Source organism: Roseburia faecis (assembly GCF_001406815.1).
GTDB lineage: Bacteria > Bacillota > Clostridia > Lachnospirales > Lachnospiraceae > Roseburia > Roseburia faecis.
The window spans coordinates 186,019-199,181 of sequence record NZ_CVRR01000019.1; the positions used below are offsets into that span (position 1 = coordinate 186,019).

The 13,163-nt window shown below is 43.9% G+C and carries 15 protein-coding genes; all 15 read right to left on the bottom strand.

Going from position 1 to position 13,163, the window contains the following annotated elements; all coding sequences use genetic code 11:
- Positions 1-5 precede the first annotated feature (5 nt).
- Positions 6-296 carry a ribosome assembly RNA-binding protein YhbY gene (gene yhbY, locus M72_RS08020; protein ID WP_022046553.1) on the bottom strand — a complete coding sequence of 97 codons (291 nt, stop codon included), beginning with the start codon at positions 294-296 and terminating at the stop codon, positions 6-8.
- 14 nt (positions 297-310) lie between these two features.
- Positions 311-1,597: a GTPase ObgE gene (gene obgE / locus M72_RS08025; RefSeq protein WP_022046554.1), complete on the bottom strand. Its 1,287-nt coding sequence runs from the start codon at positions 1,595-1,597 to the stop codon at positions 311-313.
- A gap of 56 nt (positions 1,598-1,653) precedes the next feature.
- Positions 1,654-1,941: a 50S ribosomal protein L27 gene (gene rpmA, locus M72_RS08030; RefSeq protein ID WP_022046555.1), complete on the bottom strand. Its 288-nt coding sequence runs from the start codon at positions 1,939-1,941 to the stop codon at positions 1,654-1,656.
- Between the two features lie 3 nt (positions 1,942-1,944).
- Positions 1,945-2,271: a ribosomal-processing cysteine protease Prp gene (locus M72_RS08035; RefSeq protein ID WP_022046556.1), complete on the bottom strand. Its 327-nt coding sequence runs from the start codon at positions 2,269-2,271 to the stop codon at positions 1,945-1,947.
- Between the two features lie 17 nt (positions 2,272-2,288).
- Positions 2,289-2,597, bottom strand: a complete 309-nt coding sequence (gene rplU / locus M72_RS08040; protein ID WP_022046557.1) for a 50S ribosomal protein L21 — start codon at positions 2,595-2,597, stop codon at positions 2,289-2,291.
- 118 nt (positions 2,598-2,715) lie between these two features.
- Complete coding sequence (locus tag M72_RS08045) at positions 2,716-3,909, bottom strand: ribonuclease E/G (RefSeq protein ID WP_055067844.1); 1,194 nt, start codon at positions 3,907-3,909, stop codon at positions 2,716-2,718.
- Positions 3,910-4,629 (bottom strand): TIGR03936 family radical SAM-associated protein, encoded by a 720-nt coding sequence (locus M72_RS08050; protein WP_055067845.1) that lies wholly within the window; start codon positions 4,627-4,629, stop codon positions 3,910-3,912. It lies immediately after the preceding gene.
- On the bottom strand, positions 4,613-6,481 hold the full coding sequence (locus M72_RS08055) for a TIGR03960 family B12-binding radical SAM protein (RefSeq protein ID WP_022046560.1): 1,869 nt from the start codon (positions 6,479-6,481) through the stop codon (positions 4,613-4,615). The genes M72_RS08050 and M72_RS08055 overlap by 17 nt, the downstream gene beginning before the upstream one ends.
- Positions 6,482-6,504: 23 nt before the next feature.
- Positions 6,505-7,788 (bottom strand): bifunctional phosphoribosyl-AMP cyclohydrolase/phosphoribosyl-ATP diphosphatase HisIE, encoded by a 1,284-nt coding sequence (gene hisIE, locus M72_RS16375; RefSeq protein WP_022046561.1) that lies wholly within the window; start codon positions 7,786-7,788, stop codon positions 6,505-6,507.
- A gap of 3 nt (positions 7,789-7,791) precedes the next feature.
- A complete protein-coding gene (gene hisB, locus M72_RS08065) occupies positions 7,792-8,382 on the bottom strand; it encodes an imidazoleglycerol-phosphate dehydratase HisB (protein WP_022046562.1) in 591 nt (196 codons plus the stop codon).
- Positions 8,383-8,415: 33 nt separating this feature from the next.
- On the bottom strand, positions 8,416-9,702 hold the full coding sequence (gene hisD / locus M72_RS08070; RefSeq protein WP_022046563.1) for a histidinol dehydrogenase: 1,287 nt from the start codon (positions 9,700-9,702) through the stop codon (positions 8,416-8,418).
- A gap of 10 nt (positions 9,703-9,712) precedes the next feature.
- Positions 9,713-10,357: an ATP phosphoribosyltransferase gene (hisG, locus tag M72_RS08075; protein WP_022046564.1), complete on the bottom strand. Its 645-nt coding sequence runs from the start codon at positions 10,355-10,357 to the stop codon at positions 9,713-9,715.
- Between the two features lie 9 nt (positions 10,358-10,366).
- Positions 10,367-11,560 (bottom strand): ATP phosphoribosyltransferase regulatory subunit, encoded by a 1,194-nt coding sequence (gene hisZ, locus M72_RS08080; protein WP_055067846.1) that lies wholly within the window; start codon positions 11,558-11,560, stop codon positions 10,367-10,369.
- A 93-nt stretch (positions 11,561-11,653) separates the two neighbouring features.
- On the bottom strand, positions 11,654-12,187 hold the full coding sequence (locus tag M72_RS08085) for a Holliday junction resolvase RecU (protein ID WP_022046566.1): 534 nt from the start codon (positions 12,185-12,187) through the stop codon (positions 11,654-11,656).
- 3 nt (positions 12,188-12,190) lie between these two features.
- On the bottom strand, positions 12,191-13,156 hold the full coding sequence (locus M72_RS08090; RefSeq protein ID WP_055067847.1) for an RluA family pseudouridine synthase: 966 nt from the start codon (positions 13,154-13,156) through the stop codon (positions 12,191-12,193).
- Between the last annotated feature and the right edge of the window lie 7 nt (positions 13,157-13,163).

The following is a 13,163-nucleotide window of genomic DNA, read 5'->3' on the forward strand; positions in this document are numbered from 1 at the left end:
GTGTCTTATTCCGGAAGTTTAATCTTTGGATTCTTCTTTGCCTTGCGGTAAAAGATCATTTTCTTTCCGATTACTTTTACGACATTGGAATGTGTACGCTCTGCAATGACAGAAGCGATCTCCTTCGGATCATCAATACAGTTTTTCAATACAGAGACTTTAATCAGTTCTCTCTTTTCCAATGCGGCATCAAGTGCTTCAATGATCTCCGGTGTCAGAGATGCTTTTCCAATCTGAAAGATCGGATCTATATTGTTGGCAAGGCTTCCCAGATAGGCGCGCTGTCTGCTGTTCATAGCGTTTCCTCCTGTTACTTATAATAATCAAATTCGTTATAATACATACGGACAGTATCTCCATCCTGTATGCCCTGTTCTTCCAGTTCCTTTAAGATGCCCTGTTCCCGAAGGAATTTCTGGAAGAATAAAAATCCTTTTTCGGAATCCATGTTTGTATATCCAAGCATTTTTTCAATCTTTGGACCCTCTACAACAAAGGCACCGTCTTCTGCACGGGTAATTGTATATGGTTCATCCTTAAAGAAGCCAAGTGCCGGATCAAATTCCTGCTCATAGACAACGGCTTCCTTCGGACATTTTGCCAGAAGTTCACGTACATGAAACAGTAATTCCCGAACACCCTGACCGCTCACCGCAGAAATCGGATACACTTTAATGCCTTCTTTTTCCTCAAATTCTGCACGAAGCGCAGAAATAATTTCGTTTTCATTGCCATAAATTGCATCAATCTTGTTTGCTGCAATTACCTGTGGTTTTTTCAACAAGTCCGGATTATATGCATCCAGTTCCCGGTTAATGGCATGAATATCCGCAATTGGATCACGTCCTTCGGTTCCGGCCGCATCCACAATATGGATAATGACTTTGGTTCTTTCGATATGCCGGAGAAATTCATGTCCCAGACCGACACCATCGGAAGCACCTTCAATCAGTCCCGGAATATCCGCAATCACAAAACCGTTTCCGTCTTCCATGTCAACAACACCCAGATTTGGCTGTAATGTCGTAAAATGGTAATTGGCGATCTTTGGCTGTGCATTGGTCACACGCGATAAAAAGGTGGATTTTCCGACATTCGGGAAACCAACCAGTCCCACATCCGCGATCACTTTAAGTTCCAGCTGAACTTCAATCTCGATGGCTTCCTGTCCCGGCTGCGCATATTTTGGAGCCTGCATGGTGGAAGTTGCAAAGTGCTGATTGCCAAGTCCTCCACGGCCGCCATGCAAAATGACAGAACGCTTATTTTCCCCTGACATATCGGCAATTACTTTTCCGGATGCCGCATCTCTTATAATTGTTCCCTCCGGAACTTTTAATATCAGATCTGCACCATTTTTTCCATGGCAGTTTTTCTTGCCACCTTCTTCGCCCGGTTCTGCTGCGAATTTTCGTCTGTGCCGATAGTCTGCAAGCGTATTGATTCCCTCGTCTACTAAGAAAATGACATCTCCGCCTTTTCCTCCATCGCCACCGTCCGGACCACCGTTCGGCACATATTTTTCACGACGGAAGGACACATGTCCGTCTCCGCCCTTTCCTGATTTGATAATAATTTTTGCACGGTCTGCAAACATAATCTCTCTCCTACATAACGATAAAACCCCGGCTCAAAAAGTCGGGGTTTTGTAAACTACTCGTTGTCTACTGGATATACAGAAGCCTGCTTCTTATCTCTTCCTACTCTCTCGAAACGAAGAACACCATCTACTTTAGCAAATAATGTGTCGTCTCCACCGATACCAACATTCACACCTGGATGAATTCTTGTACCACGCTGTCTATAGAGAATATTGCCAGCCTTTACGAACTGTCCGTCTGCTCTCTTTGCTCCTAATCTCTTGGACTCGGAATCACGGCCGTTCTTTGTAGAACCAACTCCCTTTTTATGAGCAAAAAACTGAAGGTTCATATTCAACATGTCCTACACCTCCTTGAAATCAAGAATGATATACTCATTCCCATAATCATTTTGTATTCCTTGTAAGCCCAGAACCATGGACTTCATCAGAAGCTGTGTATCATGACCGGCTTTCTGATCAAGTCTGAAATCAATCAGCCCGGATGTCTCTTCTGTATCAATATGATAAGAATCCTCTGTGAAAGTCTCTATGGAATTGATCGTATTTATCACAAGTGCCGAAACACCTGCACAGATAATATCACTTCCTGCTTCCGCATATCCGGAATGACCGATGCAGTGAAATCCCACTGCATCTTCATGATCCTGTAAAATCGTTATAGTAATCATATAACAATTCCTATCGATTATCCATTAATCTTTTCAATCTTAACCTGGGTGAACGACTGTCTGTGTCCGTTCTTCTTGTGATAACCGGTTTTTCTCTTGTACTTGTAAACGATTACTTTCTTTGCTCTGCCTTCTTTGATGACAGAAGCTTCAACAGTTGCTCCGGCTACTGTTGGGTTTCCAACCTTCATATCGTCTCCGGATACTGCTAATACCTGATCAAAAGTAACCTTCTCACCAGCATCAACTCCAAGCTTTTCAATGGTAATGATATCGCCTTCGGATACTTTGTACTGTTTACCACCTGTTGCTATAATTGCGTACATATGGCACCTCCTATTTATCATTACTCGCCAGTTACGGTGTTGCCAATAAGCAAACTTTTACCTCACTGTGCGGCATACTAGTGTATAATAGCACATGACCACCTGTTCGTCAAGCTGTTTATGATAAAATTTCACGCAAAGATTTGTATACTTTTTTCCGGGTCAGTTCCACCAGACCAAGTCTGGTAATATCGATAAAATTTGCGGGAACCGAATCTTTTTGTAATTCCTCCCGAATAACGGAAATCAGCTTCTGCTGCTGTTCTTTCTTTTTCAGATTGATGAAATCCACGAGGATCATCCCTGAAATGTTGCGCAGACGAAGCTGCCGTGCAATCTCTTTTGCCGCTTCAACATTGATCGCAAATAAAGCCTCTTCCCGGCGGGACCGGTTTTTTCCGCTGTTGACATCAATGACCGTCAGGGTTTCAAGAGATTCAATGATAATATTGGCTCCGGAATCAAGCCATACTTTGGAAGAAAGCAGTTCCTGCATATTGCCCCGCAGATGATATAAAGTCGAAAGACTGACCGCATCATCCCGGTAAAGCTGCACTTTCTTTTCTTCCACAAGATGGGGAAGGTATGCACAGATCTCCTGATACAGATCCTGACCATCCGTAAGAACCAGATCTGTTTTTTCAAAATTTTCTGCTTTTAACCGCGCCAGATAGCCGGGGAGATTCCGGTACACCAGATCTCCGGCGTTCTGATGTGTACCGGTCTTCTTTAAAGCCCGGTATTCTTTCTGCACCAGCTCGATATCTTCGCATAATTCGGTTTCCGGAACCGCCCCTGCATTGGTTCTGAATACCAGCCCGTACCCTTCTGCTTCATGATCCTTACACGTGTTCTCTAAAAGAGCCGACAGTCTTTTTGACTCCTCCTGGGATAATTTTTTAGAAACGCCAAGACAGGTATTCTCTGTCGAAAGGAAACAGTAATGTCCATGCACTACAAGCTTGGTGCTTACGACCGGATCTTTGGTTTTTACCGCATCTTTTACAACCTGCACCAGCAACTCATCCCCTTCACAGAGCGCTTCTTTTTTGGATAATTTTCTGGTATACACCGGGTTTTTCACATCATTCAGCGGAAGATAGCATTTCTGTCCATCCGCAATGCGCACAAAAGCGGCATGAATATTGGGCACAATCTTCTCTACATATCCTACATAAATATGATCCAGCAGAGTATTTTCTTCCGGTTCAAAAACCTGAAGTTCCTGCAGCTTCCGGTTCTCATCCAAAACCAGATAAGCAAGATACTCTGTCTGATGATGTTCCAGTTTTGTGACAACGATCCGATTCATTTAAACAATTTCCTCTCCCATGCCGGAAAGCCCAACCAGCTGCCCCTGTTCATCCCTCGCATAAACTTCGAGCCGGTGGATCTGGATTGCGGATTCACAGTATTCCAGTCCGCAAAGCTGATAAACCGATGAAAGTACCAGTTCCGGTTTGATATTATCCACACTGCCCGTAGAAACCTGCAGGAAAAATGCCGGGCATCCCTGCTCCTCTTCAACGGAAAACGCGTATACCAATGGTTTTAGGTCCACTTCCCGTTCACTTTTTTTCGTCTTTTTGATAATGGTAAACTGTGGGCTGTCCAAAAACCGTTCTTTGACGATTCTTTTCCATTCTTCCGTTGAAAGCGGACTTTCGTACCCTTCTTTATAGCTCAGCCGGTAATCCGCTGCTGCCACAATTGACATCGCGGTTTTCGCTTTATCCGGCAGTTTCACATAGGAAGTAACCTCCACACCATCTACCATGGTTTCATTCAGTGCAGCGACTGCCTCCTTAGATGTCATGGATTCATTGACTTCAATATCAAAATATTCGCCATCGCTTGTGATTCCGACTCCAAGCGGCGCCGCAAAGGACATAATCTGATGCGGAGAATATCCTTCTGAATAACGGATATCAATCTTTGCACGCCGGACCGCTTTCTGAAAATAGCGCATCATATCCAGGTGTCCGATGAATTTCATGACACCCCATTTTCGAAATTTAATTCTGATTTTCAAAGCAGACACCTCCTCCAAATTGTCTTGCACCACATCCGGAGCAGCGCATCCGGCAGTTTGGCGTCACCGTCTCACTGAGCGCGGTTTTCCATTCACGCAGCATAAATGCCTTTGTCACACCGACATCAATAAAATCCCACGGGAAAATTTCATCGTCGCTTCGTGCTCTCTTGGTATAAAAATCAATATCAATGCCACATGCAGCAAATGCCTCCAGCCACAGATCATAGTGAAAAAATTCCGACCACGCATCGAAAAATTCGCCGTGTTCATACACATAAAGAATAGCTTTTGAAATCTTACGGTCTCCGCGCGCAAGGATTCCTTCCAATACCGTCACATCGGCTTCATGCCAGTTGTAACGGATACTCTTGTGGTTTAACTGTTCCTTTACATGATCATTGACAATCTTTGCACGCGCCAGATAATCTGATGGGTCTAACATAGTAGCCCACTGGAACGGGGTAAAAGGTTTCGGTACAAAAAAGGAAGTACTGATCGTAATCTGGCATTTTCCGTTTCTCTGTTCCTTTGGCACGGTGTCATAATACAAAGCGGCAATCTCGTTTGCCAGTTCCGGGATCGCCCGCATATCTTCTTCTGTTTCCGTTGGAAGTCCAAGCATAAAATAAAGTTTGACCTTATTCCAGCCGCCGACAAACGCATCATGGGAACCGGTCAGAATATTGTCAACTGTCAGACCTTTATTGATGACATTTCGCAATCTCTGGGAACCTGCCTCCGGGGCAAATGTCAGACTGCTTTTTTTGATGTCCTGCACTTTCTGCATAATATCAAGGGAAAAGGCATCAATACGAAGGGATGGCAGGGAAATATTGACATGTTTTTTGTCACACTCCTCAATCAGGAAATTGATCAGTTCCTCCAGATCGGAATAATCCGATGAACTGAGAGAACTTAAGGAAATCTCTTCATAGCCGGTCGACGCAAGCATGGTTTGTGCAAGTTCTTTCAGTCGTTTTACGCCCTTTTCCCGGTTTGGCCGGTAAATCATGCCGGCCTGACAAAAACGGCATCCGCGGATACAGCCCCTCTGTATTTCAAGCACCACGCGATCCTGTGTTGCTTTGATAAATGGAACCACCGGTTTTTCCGGATAAACCGAGCCGGTCAGATCCATATCCACCTGCTTTTTGATGGTTGCCGGAATATCATCATAAACAGGAGTAAATGCCGCTATCGTGCCATCTTCTTTGTAACGGACTTCATACAGCGACGGGACATAAATGCCCTCTATTTTTGCCGCCTCATGCAGAAATGCCTTTCTTGAATACTGTCCGGATGCCCGCATCGACTTATAGAGATTTAAAAATGTATCATACTGTGTCTCCCCTTCTCCAATATAAAAACAATCAAAAAAGTCTGCAATCGGTTCCGGATTATAAGAACATGGTCCTCCACCTAAAATAATCGGGTCTTCGTCCCCACGGTCAGCCGAAAGAAGCGGAATCTGTGCCAGATCCAGAATCTGTAAAATATTGGTGTAGCACATCTCATACTGCAGAGTCAGACCGACAAAATCAAAGTTTTTGATCGGTTCCTGGGACTCAAGTCCGAACAGCGGAATATTCTGCTCCTTCATAATTTTATGCAGATCCGGCCATGGGGAATAGACACGTTCACACCAGGTGTCCTCTCTGCGGTTAAACATGTCGTATAGGATCTGAATTCCAAGATGTGACATACCAATTTCGTATACATCAGGAAAACACATCGCAAAACGAATCTGCGATGTGTCATCTTTTACTACAGAATTCAGCTCATTACCGATATAGCGTGCAGGTTTTTCAATCTGCATCAGAATCTCGTCACTTAAAGCTAGTTTTCTCATAGATACCTCTTAACATTTATTTTTTATCGCTGGGCAAGTTCATTGGCAATCTCTTCCCAGGTAATGCCTTTTTCCACCATAAGCACCATACAGTGATACAGAAAATCGGAAATCTCGTATTTGATGTTTTCCGGTTCCGGATTTTTCGCTGCAATTACAATTTCCGTACACTCTTCCCCAAGTTTCTGCAAAATTTTATCGGTTCCTTTCCCAAACAGATAATTGGTATAGGAACCATCCTGCGGATGTGCTTTACGTTCCTTGATAATATCATACACGCTCTCAAGTACCTTCAGCGGATTTTTCTCAACATACTCTTTTTGTACGATGCTATTGAAAAAACAGGTACGGTTTCCGGTGTGACAGGCAGCCCCTACCTGGGAGACTTTTGCCAGAATCGTATCAAAGTCGCAGTCAGCCGTCAGGGATTTCACATACTGGAAATGCCCGGAAGTCAGGCCTTTGGTCCAGAGTTCATCACGGCTTCTGCTCCAGTAAGTCATTTTCCCGAGATTAATTGTCGTATCAAACGCCTCTTTGTTCATGTATGCAAGCATCAGCACTTCATCTGTACGGTAATCCTGCACAATGACCGGAACCATTCCGTCCGAATTCAGTTTCAGATCCTCCCAGGACAGATCCGGTGCAAAATTATACATATTGATGCCTTCCTGAAGCAGAGAAGACTTTAACTTCATAATATCCGTTGAAGTATCATTGATGAACGGACCCGCAATTCCTCGGATTTTTTCCCGCTTCAGCAGCCTTACGATCTCGTCAAAATTATAATCCGGAAGTTCCACCACATACGGAATGTTGGTCAGATTTTCCAGTGCATCCAGAATTTCCGGATTTAACACCAGTGCTTCATGGAATGTATTTTCAATCGAATCCTGATTCTTAAAAATAAAATCCACATTGTTGATAGAGAGCAGAATCCGGTCTTTGCCAAAACGTGCACTGGCTTCCTCCGCCAGTCCGATGCTCGAAGGCTTAGAAGCATTTAAAATCACCTGCAGGCATCCCGCAAACAAAAGTTTTTTGATGTCTTCCAGACGGTTAATGTTTCCTCCTGCGCATACTTTAATATCAATGTTGCGATTGATGTTTCGAATCGTATTGACATTCTTTTCATGCTCATCATCGCTGGTAGACAGGTCAAAAATAATGATCTTGTCAACTCCACTGTCGTTGTATAACTGGCACAGTCGATAAACATTCGCATCTACCGGCGTAAAATCGGTCATGGATCTTACTGCATGACCATCTTTTAAATAAAGCGTCGCGACAATGTTTTTTTGTTTCATGTATTACAAACTTCCTTTCGTTGACAGAATTCCTTTTACTCTCGGATCATGGGAAACCGCTTCATCCAAAGCTCTGGCAAATGCCTTAAACATCGCTTCTGCCATATGATGATTATTTCCGGGGCTTAACACCTTAATGTGCAGATTCATGCCCGCACTGTAGGAGACCGCATAGAAAAATTCACGGATCATTTCGGTATCAAGTGTTCCCAGACGCTCCGTAGTAAATTCGCCGTCAAATACAAGATATGGACGTCCGGATAGATCTACCGCACACAAAACAAGTGTCTCATCCATCGGAAGGATACAGCTTCCAAATCGTTTGATTCCGCTTTTGTCCCCCAATGCCTTTTTGATCGCATCTCCAAGTACGATTCCGCAGTCTTCGATCGTATGATGGCTGTCGACCTGAAGATCTCCATCACATTCCATATGCAGATCGAAGAAACCGTGCTTGGAAAATCCCTCCAGCATATGATCAAAAAATCCAATGCCTGTCTCAATATGGGAAATACCGCTTCCATCCAGATTTAAAGTCACCTGAATGTCCGTCTCTTTTGTTTTGCGTGTTGTGCTGATCTGTCTTTTTTCCATAATCTGCTCCTTTTAGACTTTCTTTCCCATATACTACTCAAACCGAACGCGGATGGAGTTTGCATGTGCGGTCAGTTTCTCACATTCTGCAAACTGCTCAATATCTTTATGTACTTTTTCAAGCGCTTCCCGTGAGTAAGAAATAATGCTGGACTTTTTAATAAAATCATCCACGGAAAGTGCGGAAAAGAACTTGGCCGTTCCGTTTGTCGGAAGAACATGGTTTGGTCCGGCAAAGTAATCGCCAAGCGGCTCGGAGGAATACTCTCCGATAAAGATAGCACCGGCATTGCGGATCTTTGTCATTACGTGGAACGGATCTGCTGTGACGATTTCCATATGTTCGGATGCAATCGCATTTACGGTATCAATTGCTTCTTCCATATTATCTGCCACAAGAATATATCCGTAATTGTCCAGGGACTTCTGGATGATCTCTTTTCTGGAAAGTTCTGCGACAAACTGATCAATCTCTGCAGATACTTCTTCTGCAAGTTTCTGGCTTGTGGTGATCAGAATTGCAGATGCCATCTCATCATGTTCTGCCTGGGATAACAGATCCGCTGCAACATAGCGTGGATTTGCAGTCTCATCCGCAAGCACTAAAATCTCACTCGGTCCTGCAATGGAATCAATGCTGACATAACCAAACACTGCTTTTTTGGCAAGTGCGACATAAATATTTCCCGGTCCGACAATCTTGTCAACCTTTGGCACACTTTCGGTTCCAAATGCCATGGCAGCAATTGCCTGTGCTCCACCGACTTTATAGATCTCATCAACTCCGGCTTCTTTGGCTGCAACCAGAGTAGAAGGATATACTTTTCCATCTTTACCTGGTGGCGTACACATTACAATACGGTCTACTCCCGCAACTTTTGCCGGAAGAACATTCATCAGTACGGAAGAAGGATACACGGCCTTTCCGCCCGGAACATAGACACCAACCGTCGCAAGTGCGGTAACTTTCTGTCCAAGAATGATACCGTCCTCTGTCGTAAACCAGGAATTCTGTACCTGTTTTTCATGATATTTTTTGATATTTACAAGAGACTTGCGGATCACTGCAAGCAATGTCGTGTCAACCTGCTCATAGGCCTCGGCAATCTCTTCTTCTGTTACAAGAATATTGCCGGCATTAATGTCCGCACCGTCAAACTGTTTGGTATAATTAAAAACTGCCTGATCGCGGTTATTTCGCACTTCTTCAATAATGGCGTTTACACGGCCTTCAAACTCACCGTAATTATTCGGGCTTCTTTTTAAGAGATTCTGCAGAATATCTTTTCTGGTATCCTCTGTAAGTTTTAAAATTCTCATGATGTCCCTCCTAAATGACTTTTTTCAAATCGCGGATCAGTTTTGTGATTCGTTCATTTTCCATTTTCATACTTACCTGGTTTACGACCACGCGTGCAGAAAGCGGACAAACTTCCTCTAACACCGTCAGCCCGTTTTCACGCAAGGTCGTACCTGTCTCTACTATATCACAGATTACCTCTGATAGTCCAACGATCGGTGCAAGTTCGATGGAACCATTCAGCTTGATAATCTCAACCGTCTGATGTTTTTTGTTATAAAAATAATCTTTGGCAATCCGCGGATACTTGGTTGCCACACGGATCTGTTCATGATGCTGCAAAAGTTCCGCAGCACTTTCCGGTCCACAGATGCACATTTTGCATTTTCCGAATCCAAGATCCAGCACTTCATAAATATTTCTCGACTCTTCTAAAATCGTGTCTTTTCCGACAATTCCAATATCGGCTGCACCATACTCTACATATGTAGGCACATCCGGTCCCTTGGCAAGGAAAAACCGAAGTCCAAGTTCCTCATTGACAAAGATCAGTTTACGGGTATCCGGATCACGGATCTCATCACAGGTGATTCCTATTTTTTCAAACAGTTCAAGTGTCTTTTTTGCCAGACGTCCCTTTCCCAGTGCAAACGTCAGATATCTCTTTTCTTCCATGATCTCCTCCTATGCTTCCTCTATAAATTCTACTTTTGAAACGTGATCCTTCATGGCATAGCTCAGATAATCATCTTTGCTCCGGCCTTCCTGCATCTGGATCAGAGAAACCGAAATTCCCTGAGCGCGAAGTTCTTTCGCTTTTTCTACTGCTTCCGCAATCTTACTTTCCGCGTAAACGATCATCTGATTTTTCTCTTCGGACGGAAGTGTGATCTTTTGTCTGGAAAGAGCGGAAAGAAGCTGGTCCACAACAATGGCAAAACCAATGGCCGGTGCTTTTCTTCCGAAATATGTAAGCAGCCTGTCATAGCGTCCTCCCTTTACCACAGGTTCTCCTGTTCCAAACGTATATCCTGCAAAAATAATACCGGTATAATAATGGTAATTGCTGATGATTCCGAGTTCAAACGAAACGTATTTTTCAATTCCGTATAACCGCAGAAACGATCCGAGTTTTTCCAGATCAGTAATTGCGGAAAGAATGTTCGGGTAATCCGAAGCAAGAGACTTTGCCTCAGCAAGTTCTTCTACCTGTGTCTCAAAACTTCCGAGAAGGGAAAACAGTTTCTTTAACGTGTCATTTAAATGCATTCCCTCTACCATTTCTTCCACACCGAAATAATTTTTATTGGCAAGCAGTTCTCTTAATTCCTGCTGCTGTTCCTCATCAAGTCCTGCCGCCTCTGCCAGCCCGCGGAAAAACTGTGCATGTCCAACCGAGATCTGAAATTCTTTCAGTCCGCTCGAAAGAAGGGACTCCACTACCATGGCAAGTATTTCTGCGTCAGCGGCAACCGTTCCGTCTCCGATCAACTCCGCACCGCACTGTGTCGTTTCCTTTAAGCGTCCCTGATACGCGTTGGAATTGATAAACGTGTTTCCCATATAACAAAGTTTTACCGGCATATCATCCTCGGTATAGTACTTTGCAGCACTTCTTGCAATAGATGGAGTAAAATCCGGACGAAGTACCAGCGTGCTTCCGTCCTTGTCAAAAAACTTATACAGATCTTTGGATGGTGTTGTACCGATTTCTTTTCCAAAAATATTAAAAAATTCAAACGTTGGTGTCTGAATATCACGATATCCATATTGACGCAATACATCGTGTAATCTCTCCTGCAACAGTAGTTTCTGTTTGCACTCTCCGTTATAAATATCCCGGACTCCGTCCGGCGTATGTAACATCTGGTCTGTCATAATCGAACCTCTCGCTTTACTATTTTAAAGTGATACCGTGATAATTTGGTAGCACATGAAACAACGCTATTATAAGAAATATTCCAAAGATTGTCAATCCCTGTCCTCTAAATCCTTCTGGAGAACCTGAAGATAGGGAATCAGTACCCCTGATACTTTTGGCAGAAAATAGGCCGGATTCAGCTCCTCATACCGAAAGCTTTTCCGTCCACCATCCAGAGCCCGGTTCCAGAACTTCTCCAGATCGGAAAAACGCAGATAATAAAATTCCTCCCTGTGCGTAAAAGATATCAGAAGAAACGCTATTCCCTCCTGCTTTTCAAACTGCTCCATAAAAGCCACCTGATGCGGATGAACATTGGCAAGCGGAAAGGTGTCGGTGTTGCATTCTTTTGCATCGAAACACACCGGAATTCCCTGTACAGCTCCAATATAATCCACGGTACTTTTCTGTTCAAAATAGGCAAGCGTGATGTGTCTGGTTTCTTTATCAATATTAATAGGAGTAATCGGTGTCGGGATCTTCTGGATCAGCGCCAGACCGTTGTGTGCATATTTTTCGTTTGTACGGTTTAAAAGATCCTCCAGTGTCGATCCGCGCAGTCCCCTTGAATTCCAGGTCGGCATCTGCTATCCACGCTCCTTTTCCATAATTTCTTTAAATATTTCGGGCATCGGAGCAGTAAAAACTCTTCCGTCCGGAAATTCCAGACGATACGCATGAAGCAGCTGATGATCCATATGAAAGGTACCATAAAATTTGTGATTCACTGACGGGTCCCCATACTTGCGATCTCCGATAACCGGATGACCGACAGATGCCAGATGTGCACGAATCTGATGTGTTTTTCCGGTAATCAGGCAGATTTCCAACAGACTGCATGTTCCTTTCGCCTGTACGGACGTATAAGAAGTCTCAATCCGTACAGCATCTTTTTGTTCCTGTGTCAGAATCTTTACCTGATTGGTATGTTCGTCTTTGATAAGCCATCCGGACAGATGTACCGGTTTTGTAACGTTCCCGGATACAATGGCACGGTAAAATTTATGAATGGTACGTTCCCGCAGCCCCTCGGAAAGCATCTGTGCGCCGGCAAGCGTTTTGCCCATCAGAAGAAGTCCTGTCGTATTGCGGTCCAGCCGGTTGCACACTGACGGACGAAACGTGCCGAATGTCTCCAGAGAAAGTGTCCCGCTCCGGATCAGATAGCCGAGCAGATATTCATTGGCAGACAGATCCTGTTCTTTTGCTTTCTGGGAAAGCATATTGTATGGCTTATCCGCGATGAGAATATCCGTATCTTCATAAATGATGAAAAGCCCCTTCATTGGCAGACGCTGCAGCATGTGAAACTCTTCCTGCAGTTTTTTTGTATCCTGCATAAATTTATGCAGTGTTTCATCACTGAAAAACACTGCTACCTGCGCGCCTTTTTGCAGCGTCTCCTTCCCGGTCGCTTTTTTTCCGTCCAAAGTAATATTCTTTTTTCGAAGCATCTTATATAAAAAACTGACCGATGCATTGGGCAGCAGTTTTTTTAAATATTTATCAAACCGCTGGTTGGCATCATTCGTGCCGATGGTAAATGTTTTCATAACGTTT